This is a genomic window from Longimicrobium sp., from assembly GCA_036389795.1.
GTDB lineage: Bacteria > Gemmatimonadota > Gemmatimonadetes > Longimicrobiales > Longimicrobiaceae > Longimicrobium.
The window spans coordinates 16,544-35,522 of sequence record DASVWD010000165.1 but is presented as its reverse complement, the minus strand read 5'-3'; the positions used below and the strand labels follow the sequence as shown (position 1 = coordinate 35,522).

At 73.5% G+C, this 18,979-nt stretch carries 20 protein-coding genes; 14 read left to right on the top strand and 6 right to left on the bottom strand.

Annotation, left to right across the window (positions count from 1 at the left end):
• Positions 1–197: 197 nt before the first annotated feature.
• The 5 genes from VF746_22165 to VF746_22145 all read right to left on the bottom strand — a co-directional run bounded on the left by VF746_22165 (position 198) and on the right by VF746_22145 (position 4,336).
• Entirely contained in the window at positions 198–1,160 is a 963-nt protein-coding gene (locus VF746_22165) for a branched-chain amino acid transaminase (protein HEX8695134.1), read from the bottom strand.
• A 201-nt stretch (positions 1,161–1,361) separates the two neighbouring features.
• Positions 1,362–1,568 (bottom strand): hypothetical protein, encoded by a 207-nt coding sequence (locus VF746_22160; GenBank protein HEX8695133.1) that lies wholly within the window; start codon positions 1,566–1,568, stop codon positions 1,362–1,364.
• 61 nt (positions 1,569–1,629) lie between these two features.
• The gene (locus tag VF746_22155) at positions 1,630–2,640 is read right to left on the bottom strand and encodes a trypsin-like peptidase domain-containing protein (GenBank protein ID HEX8695132.1); all 1,011 of its coding nucleotides are present in this window, start codon (positions 2,638–2,640) and stop codon (positions 1,630–1,632) included.
• Between the two features lie 235 nt (positions 2,641–2,875).
• Entirely contained in the window at positions 2,876–3,508 is a 633-nt protein-coding gene (rpsD, locus tag VF746_22150; protein HEX8695131.1) for a 30S ribosomal protein S4, read from the bottom strand.
• 189 nt (positions 3,509–3,697) lie between these two features.
• On the bottom strand, positions 3,698–4,336 hold the full coding sequence (locus VF746_22145; GenBank protein HEX8695130.1) for a dienelactone hydrolase family protein: 639 nt from the start codon (positions 4,334–4,336) through the stop codon (positions 3,698–3,700).
• Between the two features lie 210 nt (positions 4,337–4,546).
• Between VF746_22145 and VF746_22140 the strand changes: the two genes are divergently transcribed.
• The 13 genes from VF746_22140 (at position 4,547) to VF746_22080 (ending at position 16,767) form a co-directional block, all read left to right on the top strand.
• Positions 4,547–5,497, top strand: a complete 951-nt coding sequence (locus VF746_22140) for an NAD(P)-dependent oxidoreductase (protein ID HEX8695129.1) — start codon at positions 4,547–4,549, stop codon at positions 5,495–5,497.
• Positions 5,498–5,842: 345 nt separating this feature from the next.
• On the top strand, positions 5,843–6,202 hold the full coding sequence (locus VF746_22135; protein HEX8695128.1) for an S-adenosylmethionine decarboxylase: 360 nt from the start codon (positions 5,843–5,845) through the stop codon (positions 6,200–6,202).
• A complete protein-coding gene (locus VF746_22130; GenBank protein ID HEX8695127.1) occupies positions 6,199–8,112 on the top strand; it encodes a DUF4178 domain-containing protein in 1,914 nt (637 codons plus the stop codon). Before VF746_22135 ends, VF746_22130 begins: the two co-directional genes overlap by 4 nt.
• 260 nt (positions 8,113–8,372) lie before the next feature.
• Positions 8,373–8,564 (top strand): hypothetical protein, encoded by a 192-nt coding sequence (locus VF746_22125; GenBank protein ID HEX8695126.1) that lies wholly within the window; start codon positions 8,373–8,375, stop codon positions 8,562–8,564.
• Positions 8,565–8,575: 11 nt separating this feature from the next.
• Positions 8,576–8,785: a DUF350 domain-containing protein gene (locus tag VF746_22120; protein HEX8695125.1), complete on the top strand. Its 210-nt coding sequence runs from the start codon at positions 8,576–8,578 to the stop codon at positions 8,783–8,785.
• 381 nt (positions 8,786–9,166) lie between these two features.
• On the top strand, positions 9,167–10,666 hold the full coding sequence (locus VF746_22115) for a polyamine aminopropyltransferase (GenBank protein ID HEX8695124.1): 1,500 nt from the start codon (positions 9,167–9,169) through the stop codon (positions 10,664–10,666).
• A 35-nt stretch (positions 10,667–10,701) separates the two neighbouring features.
• Positions 10,702–11,262 carry a GNAT family N-acetyltransferase gene (locus tag VF746_22110; GenBank protein HEX8695123.1) on the top strand — a complete coding sequence of 187 codons (561 nt, stop codon included), beginning with the start codon at positions 10,702–10,704 and terminating at the stop codon, positions 11,260–11,262.
• The gene (locus VF746_22105) at positions 11,259–11,918 is read left to right on the top strand and encodes a class I SAM-dependent methyltransferase (GenBank protein ID HEX8695122.1); all 660 of its coding nucleotides are present in this window, start codon (positions 11,259–11,261) and stop codon (positions 11,916–11,918) included. Before VF746_22110 ends, VF746_22105 begins: the two co-directional genes overlap by 4 nt.
• 61 nt (positions 11,919–11,979) lie before the next feature.
• Positions 11,980–13,509 carry an FAD-dependent oxidoreductase gene (locus tag VF746_22100; GenBank protein ID HEX8695121.1) on the top strand — a complete coding sequence of 510 codons (1,530 nt, stop codon included), beginning with the start codon at positions 11,980–11,982 and terminating at the stop codon, positions 13,507–13,509.
• Between the two features lie 128 nt (positions 13,510–13,637).
• Positions 13,638–14,705 (top strand): outer membrane beta-barrel protein, encoded by a 1,068-nt coding sequence (locus tag VF746_22095; GenBank protein HEX8695120.1) that lies wholly within the window; start codon positions 13,638–13,640, stop codon positions 14,703–14,705.
• A 7-nt stretch (positions 14,706–14,712) separates the two neighbouring features.
• Complete coding sequence (locus VF746_22090) at positions 14,713–15,069, top strand: hypothetical protein (GenBank protein ID HEX8695119.1); 357 nt, start codon at positions 14,713–14,715, stop codon at positions 15,067–15,069.
• An 88-nt stretch (positions 15,070–15,157) separates the two neighbouring features.
• Positions 15,158–16,249 carry a hypothetical protein gene (locus tag VF746_22085; GenBank protein HEX8695118.1) on the top strand — a complete coding sequence of 364 codons (1,092 nt, stop codon included), beginning with the start codon at positions 15,158–15,160 and terminating at the stop codon, positions 16,247–16,249.
• An 8-nt stretch (positions 16,250–16,257) separates the two neighbouring features.
• Complete coding sequence (locus tag VF746_22080) at positions 16,258–16,767, top strand: hypothetical protein (GenBank protein ID HEX8695117.1); 510 nt, start codon at positions 16,258–16,260, stop codon at positions 16,765–16,767.
• A gap of 7 nt (positions 16,768–16,774) precedes the next feature.
• Here the strand turns inward: VF746_22080 and VF746_22075 are convergent, their stop codons facing one another.
• Positions 16,775–17,419 carry a hypothetical protein gene (locus VF746_22075; protein ID HEX8695116.1) on the bottom strand — a complete coding sequence of 215 codons (645 nt, stop codon included), beginning with the start codon at positions 17,417–17,419 and terminating at the stop codon, positions 16,775–16,777.
• 359 nt (positions 17,420–17,778) lie between these two features.
• On the opposite strand from VF746_22075, the gene VF746_22070 reads away from it, so the two are divergent.
• Positions 17,779–18,498 (top strand): hypothetical protein, encoded by a 720-nt coding sequence (locus VF746_22070; protein ID HEX8695115.1) that lies wholly within the window; start codon positions 17,779–17,781, stop codon positions 18,496–18,498.
• Positions 18,499–18,979 lie beyond the last annotated feature (481 nt).

Genomic DNA, 18,979 nt, shown 5'->3' with positions numbered 1-18,979 from the left:
TTCGTCGGCTCGACGGGTTCGCTACCCCGCTTCTTTCAGCGCTCCCCTCGCGGTCGGCGCCTTGCGGCTCGCTTCGGTCCCTACGACCAAGTTCCGGGAGGACTTTCACCTCCTGACCACTGTCCATGCTGGGCACACACGGCGAAGGGCGGGCCCCGCGGGGGCCCGCCCTGTCGATCGCCGTCGGCGCGCCTGGGTCAGGAGCCCACGCCGGCGCCGGCGGGCTCGCGCGCGGGGACCGGGGTGAGCCAGCCGTAGGGGTCGGGGATCTGGCCGCGGGCGATGCCCAGGAAGCGGTCCTGGATCTCCCGCGTGACGGGGCCCGGACGCCCCTCGCCCACGGGGACGCCGTCCACCGTGCGCACGGGGGTGATCTCGGCCGCCGTGCCGGTGAAGAACACCTCGTCGGCGATGTAGAGCAGCTCGCGCGGCAGGCTCTCCTCGCGCACCGTGTACCCCAGGTCGCGGGCGATGCGGGTCACCGAGTTGCGCGTCACCCCCGCCAGGATCCCGGCTGAGATCGGCGAGGTCCACAGCATGTCGTCGCGCACCACGAACAGGTTCTGCCCGGTCCCCTCCGACACGTGGCCGAAGGAGTCGAGCATGATCGCCTCGTCGGCGCGGCGCTGCCTGGCCTCGATCTTGGCGAGCTGCGAGTTCAGGTAGCCGCCGCCGGCCTTGGCCAGCGTGGGGTAGGTGTCGGGCGCCGCGCGACGCCAGGTGGAGACCACCGCGTCGACCCCGTTCTCCAGCGCCCCCTCGCCCAGGTACGTCCCCCAGATGTAGGCGATGACGAAGGTCTCCACGTGCTCGTCGTTCGCCAGGATCCCCATCTGCTCGCCGGTGCGCATCACCACCGGGCGCAGGTAGCAGTGCGGCACCTCGTTGGCGGCCACCGTCTCCACCGCGGCCTCGCACAGCTCCTCCACCGACCAGCGCATCGGGATGCGGTAGATGCGCGCCGAGTCGGCCAGGCGGCGGATGTGGTCGCGCAGGCGGAAGATGGCGGGGCCCGCGGAGGTCTCGTAGCAGCGGATCCCCTCGAACACGCTGGAGCCGTAGTGCGCGACGTGGCTCATCACGTGGATGGTGGCGTCCTTCCAGTCGACCAGGCGCCCGTCGCGCCAGATCAGCCGGGTGGGCCCGGAACTGGTAGCCATCAGTGTCTTCGATTCGGGTGCCGGAGTGCCGCGGACGGCGGCGGGGCGAAGCCTTCTCCCCAGGCGATTGTTCTACCGCCCCGGGCGCTTCTCCGCAAGGTGCCGGAGGTTACAGGGGATGAGGGTACAGGGGACAGGGAACAGGGGACAGCGGGCAGAAACCGCCGCGATCACGGGGGACGTGCGCGCGGCGGCAAGCCTCTAGTCGTCCAGCACGTTCACCAGGCCGGCACCCTTGATCGCACGCACTCCCTCGACCAGCCGGCTGCGGAAGAGGACCAGGTCCAGCGCCCGCTCGATCGTCTCCGTCTCCGTCCGGGTCCCGAGCACCCGCATCGCCTCGTCGATCTTGGACTGAGGCAGACGATAGGTCTTCTTCCGAGGAACCTCGCGCTTCGCCGTCGACATCCGTCACCCCTGTAGTTGCAGGCTGTCCCCTGTTCCCTGTCCCCCATCCCCTCGCGGTTCCCTAACTCCGCACCTCGCCCAGGCGCACGGTCACGCGCCGGGCGCCGTCGGGGCGCAGGATCGACAGCACGGTGCTGGAGCCGGGGGAGAGGCCGCGCAGCGCCCGCCGCAGGTCGCCGCCCCGCGCGACCGGCGTGTCGCCGATGCGGGTGATGATGTCGCCCACCCGGACGCCGGCCTGGGCCGCCGGGGTGCCGCGCCCCACGCGGGTGACGATCACCCCCTCCTGCACCGGGAGCCCGAACTGCGCCGCCATCTCGCGCTCCACGTCGGCGAAGTTGACTCCCAGGAAGGCGCGGCGCACGCTGCCGGTGGCCAGCACCTGCCGGACCACGTCGTTGGCCAGGTTGATGGGGACGGCGAAGCCCAGCCCCGGCGCCACGCCGTACGTCTCGGGGTCGCGCAGGACGGCGGTGTTGATGCCGATCACCTGGCCGCGCGAGTCCAGCAGCGGCCCCCCGGAGTTGCCGGGGTTGATGGCCGCGTCGGTCTGGATGAGCCCCGCCAGCTCCAGGCCGCGCGGGTTGCGGTTCACCGCCGAGACCACGCCCGTGGTGACCGTGCGCTCCAGCCCCAGCGGGTTGCCGATGGCGATGGCCACCTGCCCCGGCTCCAGCCGGTCGGAGTCGCCGAGCGGCGCGGCGGGGAGGTCGCCCCCGGGCACGCGCACCACGGCGATGTCCACCGTGGGGTCGCGCCCCAGCACCCGGCCGGTGAGGGTGCGCCCGTTGGCGAGCGTCACCTCGACCTCGCGGAAGTCGCCCACCACGTGCGCGTTGGTGACGATCACCCCGTCGCGGCGGATGACGACGCCCGAGCCGGAGGCCTCGGGCCGCGCGATCCCCACCACCGCGGGCGAGGCCTGCCGCGCCACCCGGATCACCACCTGCTCCTCCTGCGCGAACCCCGCCTGCGCCCGGGCCGGGGGCGCCCCGGCGCCGCGCGCCGCCCCGCCGATCGCCAGGCCGGCGCCCAGCGCGAGCGCCGCGCCCGCCACGTTCTTCCCCCTCATCCTGCCTCCTCGCGTCAGTGCCCAGTGCCCAGTGCCCAGTGGCCCCAGCCGATGGACGGCGAAGGCGGCGCGGAGGGCTGTAGCCCCCCGCGCCGCGCCGGATCGCACCCGTCCCGCCGTGCGGCCTTCGTTGAGACGCCCGAGGCCGCGCCGGAGTTGTCGGCCCGGAAAGCGCACCGCCCGCCCCCGGCGAGGGGGCGGGCGGTGGACGAGCATCCGGCGGGCCGGGCGCGGGTCAGCGGGCGTAGAACTCGACCACCGCGGCCTCGTCGACGATGAGCGGGACGTCGGCGCGGGTGGGGAGCGTGACCACGCGCGCGGTGAACTTGTCGGTGGGGTCCATGGCGAGGTAGCCGGGGAGCCGCACCTCGGGGCCGCGCTGCACCTGGTCGATCACGCCGGGGATGTTGCGGGCCTTGTCGCTCACGCCCACCACGTCGCCCACCTCCACCAGGTAGCCGGGGCGGTCCACGCGGCGCCCGTTGACGCGCACGTGCCCGTGCGCCACCAGCTGGCGGGCGGCCGGGATGGTGGCGGCGAGCCCCATGCGGAAGACCACGTTGTCGAGCCGCCGCTCCAGGACGGAGAGGAGCTGCTCGCCGGTGACGCCGGACTCGCGCAGCGCCCGCGCCAGGTAGTTGCGCAGCTGCCGCTCGGAGACGCCGTAGTTGAGCCGGAGCTTCTGCTTCTCCAGGAGCTGGCGCCCGTACTCGCTGCGCTTGCGCCGCCCGCCGCCCCCGCCGCGGGCGCCGGCCGGGCCGTGCTGCCCCGGCGGGTAGGTCTTCCAGTCGGGCTCCTTGCGCGTGAGCCCCGGCAGCGGCGTGCCGAAGCGGCGGATCTGGCGTACTCTGGGCGTGCGTTCAGGCATTCGTCTTTCCTCCGAAAAGTCGCCGGCCCGTGCCTGCAAGCCGGATGCTCGAAATGTACGGGGTACGAGGTACGAAGTACGGAATCGGATAAGATAACCGAGTCCGGGCGAAATTGCACGTCCCCCGCCCACCGCCGCTCTTCGCACCCCGTACTCCGTACCCCGTACCCCGTACCCCGTACCCCGCACTCACGCATCCGGCAGCTCCCGCACGATCCACCCCCGCACCCGCCGGTGCACCTCGCCGGCGGCCGCGTCCAGGCTGTGGCCGGCGCCGGGGAAGACGGCGAGCTCCTTCGGGTCGCGGGCCAGCCGGTAGAGGTGCTCGGACGCCGCCACGGGAAGGATGGTGTCGGCGGTGCCGTGCAGCAGCAGGATCGAGCGGTTCGGGCCCAGCTCGCCCACCCGCTCGGCGCCGTACGCCTGCGTGGCCAGGGTGACCACGGTGCGCACGCCCTCGGCCGCGGCGGCGGCGCGCACCATCACCGCCCCGCCGAACGAGTGGCCCACCAGCGCCAGCGGCCCCGCGCGCTCGTCGCGCAGGAACGCGAGCGCCGAGACCACGTCGTGCACGGCCTCCTCCAGCACGGTCGGGAAGCGGAAGCGCACGCGCAGGCACGCGATCCCCTCGGCCGGCAGCTCGCCGCAGAGGCGGGGGTAGAGGCCGCGCGCGGGCGTGTCCCACCCCCCGCCCACGCCGCCGACGAAGACGGCCGCGCCCCGGGGCCGCTCCGCGCGGTAGTACCGGCACGCCACCCCGCCGCGGAGGGTGTCGAGCGTCACCTCCTCGAACCGGTCCTCCCCCACCCCGCTCTCGACCTCACTCACGCGCTCCTCCGCTCCCGGGTCGCCTGGCCGGGGCGGCAAGACGGGGACCCGCGGACGTCCGCACTTCGTACCTCGCACTTCGCACTTCGCCAACCCGACCGTCCGGATCACTTGCCAGAACGGGGGACGGCCTGGTTACGTTGGGGAGTGGAGCGTGCGTCAGGCTCGGCGCGACGCTCCGATCCGCCTCTGCCTCGCTCGAGGTAACCGATGGAGATCTTCGTGACCGGCGCCACGGGGGTGCTCGGGCGCCCCGTGGTGCGGCTGCTGGCGGGCGGGGGGCACCGCGTGCGCGCTCTCTCCCGCTCCGGCTCCAACGACGAGCTGCTGCGCCGGCTGGGCGCCGTGCCGGTGCGCGCCGACCTCTTCGACCCCGCGGCGGTTCGCGGCGCGGTGGCGGGGAGCGAGGCGGTGCTCCACCTGGCCACGCGCATCCCGCCGCGGAGCCAGGCGCGCCGCCCCGAGGCGTGGGCCGAGAACGACCGCATCCGCACCGAGGGGACGCGCAACCTGGTGGACGCGGCGCTGGCGGCGGGCGCCTCCGCCTTCCTCTACCCCGGCGTCTGCTTCGTGCTGGCGGACGGCGGGAGCGACTGGATCGACTCCGCGGGCGCCTCGGCCGAGGCCGCGCCGCTGCTGGCCTCGTCGCTGGCGGCGGAGGCGGAGGTGGAGCGCTTCGCGGCCGGGGGCGGGCGCGGGGTCGTGCTGCGCATGGGCTACTTCTACGGCCCGGAAGCCGAGTCGACGCTCGACACGCTGGCGCTGGCCCGCCGCGGCGCCCTGCTCCTGATCGGCGCGGGCGACGCCTACTTCCCCAGCATCTGGGTGGACGACGCCGCGGCCGCCGTCGCCGCCGCGCTGGAGGGGGCGCCCTCGGGCGTCTACGACGTGGTGGACGACGAGCCGCTCACCCGCCGCGAGCTGGCGAAGGCCGTGGCCGAGGCGGCGGGGCGGCCGTTCGTGGTGCGCCCGCCGGTGTGGCTGCTCAAGCTGGCCGCGGGCGACGACGCGATGTTCATGGCGCGCAGCCAGCGCGTCTCCAACCGCCGCTTCAAGGAGGCCGCGGGCTGGGCCCCCTCGGTGCGCGACGCCCGCGAAGGGTGGCGCCGCGTGGCCGAACTGATGCGCCAGCCGCAGGGCGAAGGCGCGCCCCCGCGCTGAGCCGAAATCCCTTCCCGCAGTTCGATTCGAACAGCCTAGCCTCACGCAGAGGTAGCAGAGGAAGCAGAGAGCTCACCACATACCGTGGTTTTCCTCTGCTACCTCTGCTTCCTCCGCGTGAGACAGAGCAGTTGTCTTTATAGAGATTCGGCCTGACGAAACCGCGATTCCCCGATTCTCGTATCTTCCGCCCGCGCCGAGACTTCGGCGCCGAGCCTTGTACGGGCGGACCTGGAGCCGCTATACTGCCGCCATCCCGCCACCGCCGATGACGCTCCGTCTTCTCCCGAGCTTGCCACGGACCCCCGTCTCCCGAGCGACGCCGCCGCTCGCCGCGAGCGCCCGATGAACGGGCGCGAGTGGCTGGTGGAGGCGCACGGGTGCGACCCCGCCGCGCTGGCCGACGTGGGCGTGCTCAAGGGGCTGTTCGCGCGCATGGTGGCCGACCTGGGGCTGCACCCCGTGGGCGAGCCGCTCTGGCACCGCTTCCCGGGCCACGGCGGCGTCACCGGGCTCTGCCTGCTGGCCGAGAGCCACCTGGCCGTGCACACCTTCCCCGAGCACGGCTCGCTCTGCCTGAACCTGTTCTGCTGCCGGCCGCGCCCCGAGTGGGACTATGCGGCCCGCCTGCGCGAGCTCTTCGGGGCGGACGAGGTGCGGGTCCGCGCGCTGGAGCGCCCCTACGCCGCGCCGGTGCCCGCATGACGCGCCCCGCCGCCTCCTGCCCCAGCTGCGGCGCCCCGGTCGAGTTCCTCTGGTCCGGCGCCGTGCAGACCACCTGCGGCTACTGCCGCTCGGTGCTGGTCCGCCGCGACCTGGACCTGGAGGCGGTCGGCCGCAAGTCGCAGGTGCCGATCACCGCCTCTCCGGTTCGCATCGGCACGCGGGGGGAGCTCGAGGGGCGGCCGTTCCAGGTGGTGGGGCGCATCGTCTACGAGTACGAGCGCGGCCGCTGGAGCGAGTGGCACCTGGTGTTCGCCGACGGCACCAGCGGCTGGCTCTCCGACGCGCTGGCCGAGTACGCGGTGAGCTTCCCGGCCGACGCCGGGGCGCTGCCGCCGGCCGACACCGTCCAGCCGGGGCAGACGTTCTGGATGGCGGGGACCCTGTGGAAGGTCGCCTCGCTCACCCGCGCGCGCTACGCGGGGACGGAGGGCGAGCTGCCGTTCGAGTACTGGGACAAGGACGAGGTCCCCTTCGCCGACCTGAAGACGGCGGAGGGAGACGGCTTCGCGACCATCGACTACAGCGAGGCGCCGCCGCTGCTCTTCGCGGGAAGGTACGTCGAGTTCGCGGACCTGCGGCTCACCGGGCTGGCGACCGAGGACGAGGCCGCGGCGCCGCGCGCGGAAGCCGAGACGTTCTCCTGTCCCAACTGCGGGGGAACGGTGGAGGTGCGGGCGGCGGGGCTCAGCGTGAACGTGGTGTGCCGGCACTGCGCGTCGGTGCTGGACGCGCGCTCGCCCGCGCACCAGGTGCTGCAGAACTTCAAGTGGAACATCATCCGGGAGCCCAGGATCCCGCTGGGCACGCGCGGGCGGCTGCACGGGGCGGAGTGGGACGTGCTCGGCTTCCAGGTGCGGACGATCCGGGTCGAAGGGGTGGAGTACTCCTGGGACGAGTACCTGCTGTACAACCGCGAGCGCGGCTTCCGCTACCTGACCGAGTACCAGGGGCACTGGAACGACGTGGTCACGCTGCGCTCCACGCCCCGGGTCGGCGGCAGGGTGCGGCGGCCGATGGCGCACCTGCACGGGACCACCTTCAAGCACTTCCAGACGGCGGAGGCAGAGACGACGTTCGTCTTGGGCGAGTTCCCGTGGGAGGTGCGCGTGGGCGACAAGGCGCTCACGAACGACTACGTGGCGCCGCCGCGGATACTGTCGCTGGAGCAGACGGAGGGCGAGGACACCTGGAGCCTGGGCGAGTACGTCCCCGGCACGCAGGTCTGGGAGGCGTTCGCCCTCCCGGGGAAGCCGCCCCTGCCGAAGGGCGTCTTCGCCAACCAGCCGTCGCCGCACCGGCCGGCGGTGCGGCAGATGTGGGCGGCGTTCGCGGTGCTGCTGGCGCTCTTCCTGGTGTTCCTGTTCTACCGCAAGGCGAGCACGAGCGACGCGCCCGTGGCGAGTGCGAGCTTCGCCTACGACCCGTTCACGCCGGAGGAGGAGCGCGGCGTGGTGCTGGGGCCGTTCCAGGTGGGGGGGCGCACCTCGAACCTGGACGTGAAGGTGCGCACCGACCTGGACAACCAATGGGCGTACTTCGACTTCGCGCTGGTGGACGAGGCCTCGGGGAAGGTGGTGCTCTTCGGGCGCGAGGTGAGTTTCTACCACGGCGTGGAGGGGAGCGAGAGCTGGAGCGAGGGCGACCGGGACGAGTCGGCGCGGGTGCCCAGCGTGCCGGCGGGGCGCTACCTGCTGCACGTCTCGCCCGACGGCCCGGCGCCGGTGCGCTACACGGTGGAGGTGCGCCGCGACGTGCCGGCGACGTCGTTCTACGTCTTCGCCTTCCTGCTGCTGCTGACGCCGCCGGTGTTCGCGCTCACGGCCATGGGGAGCTTCGAGACCAGGCGCTGGGCGGAGAGCGACTACGCGGGGGGCGACGACGACGAGTAGGGAGCCCGGGCAGTATTTCGTAGGGGCGAGGCATGCCTCGACCGGCGGATGCCGGCTCTTGCGCAGCAGGCGGCCTCTCGCGCCGATACCGACTCTGCACGGACTCGCATGCTCGCCCCTACGAGACGCGGACGCGGGTTCGGCGCGGGGAGGCTGGCTTCGTGACGAGTGGGGCAGAATTCGCTCCTTCGGGCGAGGATCAACGGGCGAGGCGGGCCTCGCCCCTACGGGTTTCGAAGTGACCTGGCGGGAGGCGTGAGATGAGGCGAGGGGTGAGGCTGTACCTGGCGTTCGGGCTGGCGGTGCTGGGGCTGCTGGGGTGGGCCGAGTACCGCGGCTGGAGCATGCTCCCCACCCGCGAGGAGCGGGCGGGGCCCCGTTCGGTGCGCGACAACCCCGGCGCGTACCGCTCTCCCTACGTGGGAACGGGACGCTACACGGGCGGAAAGTGAGCGCGGACGGCATGGACGACCTTCTCCCCAACCTGCTGGCGGCGGCCGTCTACGCGCTGCTGGGCATCGTGATCTTCATCCTGGCCCTGTTCGCCATCGACCGGATGACGCCCGGGACCATGTGGAAGGAGATCATCGAGGAGCACAACACGGCGCTGGCCACCTTGATCGGCGCGCTGGCGATCGGGCTCTCCATCATCATCGCGGCGGCGATCTTCTGAGGGCTCGCATCCGCGCGGCGGCAGGCAGCCCTCACCCGCCGCCTTGGAGCGGCAACCCTCTCCCAACTTCGGGAGAGGGTAGACTTTACGCCTCCGGTGCGATAGTCGGGGATCGGGTGTGCTGGCTGTTCCTTGTCCCCTGCGGTTGCGTGAGGGATGCGCGCCCGGAGGGCCGGGACGCCGCCGCGACTCGGGGTATCGTCGCGGCGGTGGCCCGGCGCGGTTGGGCACAGTGGTACCGTGCCCTACCGCGCGCGCAGCCCGGCCCGGAGCGCAGCGGAGGGACACGCCCGAACTGCAGTGCGTTAGTGCGTTAGTGCGTTAGTGCGTTAGTGCGTTAGTGCGTTAGTGCGAGAGTACGGAGACCCGATCCGAGGTGAGATGCAGGTCGCGCTGTTCCTGACGGTGCTGCTGATCGCGGCGAGCGGGCTGGTCTACGAGCTGGTGGCCGGGGCGCTCTCCAGCTACCTGCTGGGCGACAGCGTCACGCAGTTCTCCACCGTGATCGGCACCTACCTGTTCGCCATGGGCGTGGGGAGCTGGCTCTCGCGCTACGTCACGCGCGGGCTGGTGGCCCGCTTCGTGGCCGTGGAGCTCATGGTGGCGCTGGTGGGCGGCTTCTCGTCCACCCTGCTCTTCCTGGCCTTCGCCTACACGGACGCGTTCCGGCTCCTGCTCTACACGCTCGTCATGATCATCGGCGCGCTGGTGGGGCTGGAGATCCCGCTGCTGATGCGCATCCTGCGCGACCGCTACGAGTTCAAGGACGTGGTGGCCAACGTCCTCACCTTCGACTACCTGGGCGCGCTGGGGGCCTCGCTCCTCTTCCCCATCGTCCTGGTGCCGCGCCTGGGGCTGGTGCGCTCGGCGCTGGCGTTCGGGATCGTCAACGCCCTGGTCGCCCTCTGGTCCACCTACCTGTTCCGCCGCTCGCTGGGCGCCGCGCGCCTCACCGTGGCCGGCTGCGTCGCGATCCTCGCCGTCCTGGCGGCGGGGATGGCGGGGGCGGAGCGGATCACGCGCGCGGCCGAGGCCGACATCTACGCGGACCCGGTGGTGTTCGCGGAGAACTCGCGCTACCAGCGGATCGTGCTCACCGCCTGGAAGGACGACCTGCGCCTCTTCCTGAACGGCCACCTCCAGTTCAGCTCGCGCGACGAGTACCGCTACCACGAGGCGCTGGTGCACCCCGGCCTGGCGGCGCTCCCCGGCGCCCGCCGCGTCCTCGTCCTCGGCGGCGGCGACGGGCTGGCCGTGCGCGAGATCCTGCGCTACCCCCGGGTGGAGCAGGTGACGCTGGTCGACCTGGACCCCGCGATGACGCGGCTGTTCTCGACCAACCGCACGCTCACGGCGATCAACGGCGGCGCGCTCACGTCGCCCCGGGTGCGGGTGGTGAACGCGGACGCCTTCGTGTGGCTGGCCCAGAACGGCGAGCGCTTCGACTTCGTGGTGGCCGACTTCCCCGACCCGTCGAACTACGCGGTGGGGAAGCTGTACACGACGGCCTTCTACCGCCTCCTGGCGCGCCACCTGAGCCCGGACGGCCTGGTCGTGGTGCAGAGCACGTCGCCGCTCTTCGCGCCCACGGCGTACTGGAGCATCGTGGAGACGCTGAAGGCTGCGGGGTACCGCACCTGGCCCTACCACCTGTACGTGCCCTCGTTCGGCGAGTGGGGCTTCGTGCTGGGCGCGCGCGGCGGGGACTTCCGCGTGCCGGACCGGCTGCCGGGCGGCCTGCGCTACCTGACGCCCGCCGTGCTCCCCCAGCTCTTCGAGTTCCCCGCGGACATGCGCCCGGTGCCGGCGGAGCCCAACCGGCTCGACGACCAGGCGCTGGTGCGCTACTACGGCGAGGAGTGGAAGCGGATCGCCCAGTGACCGCCTGGGGCTCGCAACCGACGCAACCTTCACTTATGTCCATCCCGGTCCTGAAGACTGAACGGCTGGTGCTGCGGCCCTTCCAAGCGGGCGACGCCGCGGTGGTCCAGAGGCTCGCCGGCGCGCCGGAGGTCGCGATGATGACCCAGAACATCCCGCACCCGTACGAGGACGGGATGGCCGAGGCGTGGATCGCGTCGCACGGGCCGGCGTGGGAGGAGGGGAGCCTCCTCGCCCTCGCGATCACGTCGGCCCACGACGGACTGGTCGGGACCGTGAGTCTGCGCCTCACCCCCGCCCACCGCCGCGCCGAGCTGGGCTACTGGGTGGGAGTGCCGTTCTGGAACCAGGGCTACGTCACGGAAGCGGCGGCCGCGCTGGTGGATTTCGGCTTCCGCCAGCTCGGGCTGAACCGCATCCAGGCCCGGCACCTGACCCGCAACCCGGCCTCCGGGCGGGTGATGCAGAAGCTCGGGATGAAGTTCGAGGGGGTCCAGCGGCAGTACATGCTGGTGCGCGGTGCGTTCGAAGACCTGGCGATGTACGCGGTCCTGCGGTCGGACCTGGGCGGCGAGCCACCGGGGAACGCCGGGTGAATCCGGAGGGGCGCACGACGCTGACGGCGGACGAGGAGAGGTTCTTCGCGGAGGAGCTGGCGTGCCTCGAGGCGGCGTACCTGGCCGGCGCCAATCCGCGGCAGCAGTCCGGCTTCGGGCGCGACGAGCGCGACTGGGAGCGCTTCCGCCGCCCGGTGGTGGCGCCGATCGAGAAGGACGGGACGTTCCTCGACGTCGGCTGCGCCAGCGGGCTGCTGATGGAGAGCGTCGCCGCCTGGGCGCGGGAGGACGGCCACGTGGTCGAGCCCTACGGCCTCGACATCTCCGCGAAGCTGGCGGAGCTGGCCCGGCGGCGGCTGCCGCAGTGGCGGGAGCGGATCTTCACCGGCAACGCGCTCTTCTGGGAGCCGCCGATGCGGTTCGACTTCGTGCGGACGGAACTGGTGTACGTCCCGGGCACCCTGCGCCGGCGCTACGCCGAGCGGCTCCTGGAGCGCTTCGTGGCGCCGGGAGGGCTGCTCATCGTCTGCTCGTACGGGAGCTCGCGGCCCGAGGGCGCCCGCGCCGAGCCGCTGGCCGACGAGCTGCGCGGCTGGGGGCTCCCGGTCCACCGCGTCGACGAGGTCGTGAGCCCGGAGCACGGCTTCGTGATCACGCGCGCGGTGTCGGTGGCCCGCGGCGAAGACTCGCGATGAACGAAATCGTCGCGCCCGCCCACCTCTCCGAATCCCCCGCGAAGTGGACGCGGACCACCCGGTGAGCGTCTCCCGCCGCGAGTTCGTGGCGACGGCGGCGTCCCTGGCGGCCGCCGCGCTGGTGGGGTGCGCGCCGAAGACGGACCGCCGCATCGAGGGCGGCTTCGCGGACGACGGCGGGGCGCGAGGGCACGGCCTGCGCGACCGGGCGCGCCTGCCCGCGCCGCGGCGGACGGTGCGCGTGCCCGTCGTCATCGTCGGGGGCGGGATCGCGGGGCTCTCGGCGGCGTGGCGGCTGGCCGGGCGCGGCTTCGAGGACTTCGTGGTCTTGGAGATGGAGGACCAGGCGGGCGGCAACGCGCGCTGGGGCGAGAACGAGGTGAGCGCCTACCCCTGGGCGGCGCACTACGTCCCCCTCCCCGGGCGCGAGACGGTGCTGGTGCGGGAGCTGTTCGCGGACCTGGGCGTCTTCCGCGACGGCGCGTGGGACGAGACGGCGCTGGTGTTCGCGCCGAAGGAGCGCCTCTTCCGCTGGGGCGAGTGGCGCGAAGGGCTGCGCGAGCCGCTCGCCGACACGCCGGCGGAGCGCGACGAGCTGCGCCGCTTCGACCTGCGCATGGCCGAGCTGCGCGCCATGGGCGAGTTCACGCTGCCGATGGCACTGGGGGCGAAGCCGTCGCCGCTGGACGGCGTGTCGATGGCGCGCTGGCTGGAGGCGGAGGGGTTCCGCTCGCCCGCCCTGCGCTGGTACGTGGACTACGCCTGCCGCGACGACTACGGGGCGCTGGCGGCGGACACCAGCGCCTGGGCCGGGATCCACTACTTCGCCGCGCGCCCGCCGGAGGACGACGAGCGCGGGCCGCTCGCCTGGCCCGAGGGGAACGGCTGGATCGTGCGGCGGCTGCTGGAGCGGCTGGGGCGCTTCGTCGCGACGGGCGCCCCCGTGCACCGGGTGGAGCCGCGGGGGACGGGGGCGCGGGTGCTGGCGGGCGACGCGGAGTACCTGTGCGACGCGGTGGTGTGGGCGGCGCCCTCCTTCCTGGCCCCGTACGTGGTCGAGGGCGCGCCGCGGCCGGACTTCGTCTACTCGCCCTGGGTGACGGCGAACCTCACGCTCGACCGCCGGCCGCGCGAGCGGGGCGCGGAGCCCGCGTGGGACAACGTGATCGCCGACTCGCCGGGGCTCGGCTACGTGGTGGCCAACCACCAGTCGCTGCGCACCTTCCAGGACCGCTGGGTGTGGACGTACTACCGCGCCCTGGCCCACGAGGCGCCGGCCGCGGCGCGCCAGGCGCTGCTCCGGCGCAGCTGGACGGAGTGGGTGGAGCTGATCCTCGCCGACCTGGAGCGCGCGCACCCGGACCTGCGCCGCTGCGTGCGCCGCGTGGACGTGATGCGGATGGGCCACGCGATGGTGCGGCCGGCGCCCGGCTTCCTCTCCTCCCCCGCCCGCCGGCTCCTGCGGGGCGCCGCCGGCCCCGTCTTCTACGCCCACTCCGACCTGAGCGGCCTCTCGCTCTTCGAGGAGGCGCAGCACCGCGGCGTCACGGCGGCGGAGCGGGCGCTGGCGCGGGTGGGCTCGGGCGGCTGATCGACGAGATTCTTCCGCCGACGGCCCCCGCGACGTAAACTCCTGCGCGTCGCAGCGCCGCCGCGGGACCCGCGGCGGCGCTTTCACGTCCTGCTCCTCGTCCTCTCCTCGTCCCCCGATCGACAGACATGAGACGAATGCTCCTCGCGGGCGCGGCCGCCGCCATGCTCCCCGCGTCGCTTCCCGCGCAGGCGCCGGCCGACAGCGCGGGCACGGTGACGTTCGGCGCGTTCGTGGACGCGTACTACGCCTACGACTTCGGGCGGCCGGAGTCGCACGACCGCGCGTTCACCACGCAGGCGGCGCGGCACGACGAGTTCAACCTCAACCTGGCGCACGTGGAGGCGCGCTACGCGTCGTCGCGCGTGCGGGGGCGGCTGGCGCTGCAGGCGGGGACCTCGGTGCAGGTCAACTACGCGGCCGAGCCCGACGAGCTGGGCGGGCAGACGAACTTCCTCCCGCACCTGCAGGAGGCCTTCGTCGGCGTCTCGCTGGCGCAGGGCCTGTGGATCGACGGCGGGATCATGCTCTCGCACCTGGGCAGCGAGAGCTGGATCTCCATCGACAACCCGAACTACACGCGCTCGCTGGCCAGCGAGTTCGCCTCGTACTACGAGGTGGGCGTGCGCGCCACCTGGAACGCCACGCCGGCGCTCACCGCGCAGCTGAACGTGGTGAACGGGTGGCAGAACGTCGCCGAGAACAACGAGGACAAGGCGGTGGGCGTGCGGCTCGACTGGACGCCGGCTTCCGCGCTCACGCTGTCGTACTCGAACTTCATCGGCCGCGAGCCGCACGCCACGGCGGGCGGCCAGGGCGTGCGCGTCTTCCACGACTTCGTGGCGCGCGTGACGCCGACCGCGCAGTCGCTGCTGATCGGCACATTCGACGTGGGGACGCAGGACGGCGACACCTGGTACGCGGGGTCGCTGGTGGGCCGCTGGTGGGTGGCGCCCACGCTGGGGATCAACGGCCGGGTGGAGCGCTTCGACGACCAGGGCGGGGTGATCATCCCCGGGCTGCGGACCTGGGGCGCCTCGCTGGGGGTGGACGTGGCGCGCGGGCCGGCGCTCTGGCGCACCGAGGCGCGCACCTTCTTCGGGGCCGAGGAGGAGATCTTCCCCGACCGCGACAGCGGCACCGGCCTCTCGAAGACCAGCACCGCGGTCGTCACCTCGCTCTCCGTGCGGATCTGAGCCTCGTATGATGCGAGCGATCCGGCGCGTCTGCGCCTGGCTCCTGGTCGCCCTCGGCGGCGTGCACGTGCTCTACACCGCCGTGGAGCACGACGCGCTCACGCCCGACGCCGTCTGGTTCGCGGGGGCGGGGCTCGCGCTGGTGTTCCTGGGGATGCTGAACCTGGCGGCGCCGGCGGCGGACCATCGTTCCGCGCGCGCCGTCCTCCGGGCCGCCGACCTGCTCGGCGTCGCGTACGGGCTCCTCGCCGTCATCGCCGTCCCCGTGCCGCAGGCGTTCCTTGGCCTGGGGCTGATGCTCGTGCTCGCCGCCGCCGCGTTCGCCCCGCGGCGGACCGGGAGCGGAGCGGCGGAAGACGGGTGAAGGTTTGTCTTGGGAAGCACGGACACAGGCGTTAAGATTCTCCCTCTGGTTAATGCGCGTCCCTTCGCACCCGCTCCGAAAGCGCTGCATGCGCGCCCGCCCGCTCGCCCTCCTGCTCACGCTCTGCCTCGCCCCCGCCGCCCGGCCGCAGTCGCCGCTGGTGCGAGTCATGGCGTTCGGCGACGTCGAGTACGCGGCTTCCGGGCGCGAGGACGAGCCCGATGGCTTCCTGCTGGGGCAGATGGTGGGGCACCTGAGCGCCGTGCTCACGGACCGGCTCGCCTTCTTCGGCGAGTTCACGACCACGGGGAGACGGGCGAGCGGCTTCGACTTCGAGGCCGAGCGCCTGATCCTGCGCTACGACTTCAGCGACCGGCTCAAGCTCTCGGCGGGGCGCTACCACGTGCCGGTCTCGTACTGGTACGCCACCTACCACCACGGCGTGTGGCTGCAGACCACGGCCGGGCCGCCGGCGGTGGCGCAGCCCGCGCGCGCGCTGGTGCCGGTGCACTTCGTGGGGGTGCTGGCCGAGGGCGCCCTCCCGGGGCCGGCGCTCGGCGCCGGGTACGCCGTGGGGGTGGGCAACGGCCGCGGCGCCACGCTGGCCAGCCCCGGCAACCGTGGCGACGCGAACGCCAGCCGGGCCGCCCTGGCGGCGCTGTACGTGCGGCCGGCCGCGCTGCCGGGGCTCCAGGCGGGCGGCGGCGCGTACTTCGACCGGGTCACCTCCGACAGCGCCGCGCGGGTGGACGAGCGGATCTTCACCGCGCACGTGGCCTGGCTGCGCGAGAGCCCCGAGCTGATCGCCGAGTACACCCGCCTCCTGCACCGCCCCTCCCGCGGCGGCGAATGGGCGGCGGGTGACGCCTGGTACCTGCAGGCGGCGTGGCGCCTCCCCGGCGGCGCCCAGGCCTTCAAGCCGTACGCCCGGCTGGAGCGCGTGCGCGTCTCCCCCGCCGACTCGCTGCTGGCGCCGCTCGCCCCCCGCTACGACGCGGCCATCGCCGGCGTGCGCTACGACTTCGCCCCCTACGCCGCGCTCAAGGCCGAGTACCGGCGCGAGCGCCCGCAGGGGTCGGACGCGGCGCCCAGCCTGTGGCTCCAGGCCAGCTTCGTGGTCCCCAGCGCGGGCGGCGCCGAAGCCGCTCCGCCGCGGCCCGCCCCCGCCCCGCACCCGTGAGCCCGGCGATGGCCCGCTCCTCCCGCGCCCTCCGCGGCGCCCTGGCCGCGCTGCTGCTGGCCGCCGCGGCGCCCGCCCCCGCGCCCGGGCAGACGGCCGCACGGCGCGCCGGCCCGGCGGTCGCAGTGGCCATCGTGGTCCACCCGCAGACCCGCGTCGAGAACCTCACGCTGGCGCAGCTGCGGCGCATCTTCCTGGGAGAGCAGCAGTTCTGGCCCGACCGCCAGCGCGTGACGCTGCTGATGCGCGCGCCCGTGGCGGCCGAGCGGGAGATGGTGCTGCGCCAGATCTACCGGATGACCGAGGCGCAGTTCCGGCAGTACTGGATCGCGAAGATCTTCCGCGCCGAGGCCACCTCGGGGCCCCAGATCGTCTACAGCAACGACATGGCGCGGGAGCTGGTGACCAGCGTCCCCGGCGCGATCACCTTCGTCCCGGCCGCGGCGGTGCGCCCCGGGATGCGGATGGTGCGCATCGACGGCCGGCTCCCCGGCGAGGCGGGCTACCCCCTCCAGTAGCGCCGCCTCACGTCCCTCCCAGGCGGCGGCGGGCGGCCTCGATCCGCTGCAGCGCCTGCTGGTAGACCACCACCAGCTCCTCCTCGTCCTCGATGGCCTCGCTCAGGTACAGGATGGTGCTGCGGATGGCGGCCGGCGCCTCGGCCCCGGGGGTGCCGCCGGGGCGCAGCGCAGCGGGGAGCCCTTCCTCGCTGAAGCTGCGGTAGCGGTCCTGCCGGCTGTAGGTGAGCGACAGCGCCGAGACGGTCGCGTAGTCCATGCGCGAGAGGGCGTCGGTGACGAGCGCCGCCTGCCACGCCGTGTCCAGCAGGTGGGGCGGGCGCAGCGCTTCCAGCCCCACCGTGGAGTAGAACTCGTCCATCGTGCCCAGGCGCCCCGACTCCTCCATCCTCACCAGCACCTCGCGCAGGCCGGCGCGGAACGGCCCCGAGTCCTCCAGCCGCCGCTGGTTCTGCCGGATCTCGAGCTCGAAGCTGTCCAGCGACTGCAGCGCCAGCTCCCGGTCGCTCCGCTCCGACGTCCACTGGTCCACCGCCAGCGCCACCACGATGCTGATCACCAGCACGATGCACTGGAGGACGATCTCCGGGAGCTGGGAGACCAGCCAGCCGCCGGCGCCGCGCAGCGCACGGAACAGAGGCTCGATCCTCATGGAGATCGGGGGAGTGGGAGGTGAAAGGAGGGGGACGCTGGAAATGAAGCGGACGTGCCAAGAAATCGGCGTGTATCTCCGTCGGCCAATGGTAGGGGCGCCGCGCGGCCGGAGCAAGCGGTTCCGCGGAAATGGGCGCGCGCGCGGGTCGCCGGAAGGCGCCGCGGCGGAGCCGTCCCCGCGGCGCAGCCGGGCGACCGTCCCCCGCGGCGGGAAACACCTGTCCTCCCGCGGGGGCGCGGCGGGTGTTATCGTAGACGCCGCTCCGTTGCGAAGAAACGACTTACGGCCTCGCACCCGGATTGCGAACGGGCGTCGCCGGTCCCATCTCCAGTCCCAGCCCCATCCGGAGAAGCCCCATGCGAGCCAGAACGATCCTCCTCTCCTCCCTTCTCGCCCTTCCCCTCGCGTCCGGGTGCGTGACGGCTCCCCGGATGCCCGGCGACCTCGGCGGGGGCCCCACCGGCCTGCAGCCGCGGCTCGCGCAGACGGGCCCCACCAGCGTCCTGCAGCTCTGGCGCCCCGCGTACGTGGCGATGGTGGTGTTCGACTCGGCCGACGCCCGGCTGGTGTACCCCGGCACCGGCGCCGACCCGCGGCTCCCCGCCGGCACGCACTACCTGGAGACCCCCGGCCTGGGCGGGCGCCCCGCGGGCGGCACCCCGCCCTGCGACCGCGAGGGCGAGGTGTACGGGAGCGGGCGCCAGGTGAGCGACGCGCGCACCGGGGCCTCGGCCGAGGCGCGGGACGCGATGGCCTCCGGCGGCACCCGCCCGGCGATCCACCGCTCGCCGCAGGCGGCCGGGAGCGTCCGGCACGTGCTGTACAACGGCAGGCAGGTCTCCTGCTTCCGCCCGGCCGGGTGGAAGCCCGCGGGCCCGCGCTCGAGCCTGCTGGTGGTCACCTCCGAGGCCCCGCTCGCCGGCGACCTTTCCGTGCGCGTCGCGGAGTTCGAGCGGAGCCTCCCCGCGCTGGAGAACGACCCGGAGCGCCTGGCCGCCGAGCTGGCCCGCCGCCTGGCCCCCGCCGACCAGCGCGCCTGGGTGGCGCGCGCCTACGAGGTGGTGGGCCGGCCGTAGGCTTCGCCAGGAACGGCGGCTCGCTTGCACGAGAAGACCCCCCTCCCGCAGGTTCGGGAGAGGGGTCTTCTCGTCTCGCCAGGTCCGCTGGAACGGACCGACCGTTCGGCCGGGCCGACGCGATCCCGAGGTCAGGCCCAGTACATTCTACCGTGAGAGCTGGCCTCGCTCGCCGAGGCGTGCCGCTCCGAGCAGCCCGGTACTCCGCACGGGTAGCCGTCATCGTCTTCACGACCGGCAGGTGGGCCGTACCCGCCGTCCTCCGGCGCGGACGACCCCTCGGATCGGTCGCCGGCCGCCCACCAGCACAGCCCTCCGATCCCGCCGACGAACGCGCCGATCAGCCAGTGGCCCAGGAGAGCGCCGAGGACCGCCCCGAGCACTGCGCCCAGGAATGCCGCGCCCTGTGCGTTGGTCCCTTCCGTCGTGCTCATCGCCTGGCTCCCCGATCAAGGGCCGCCGATTCCCCTCGCGAGCGAGG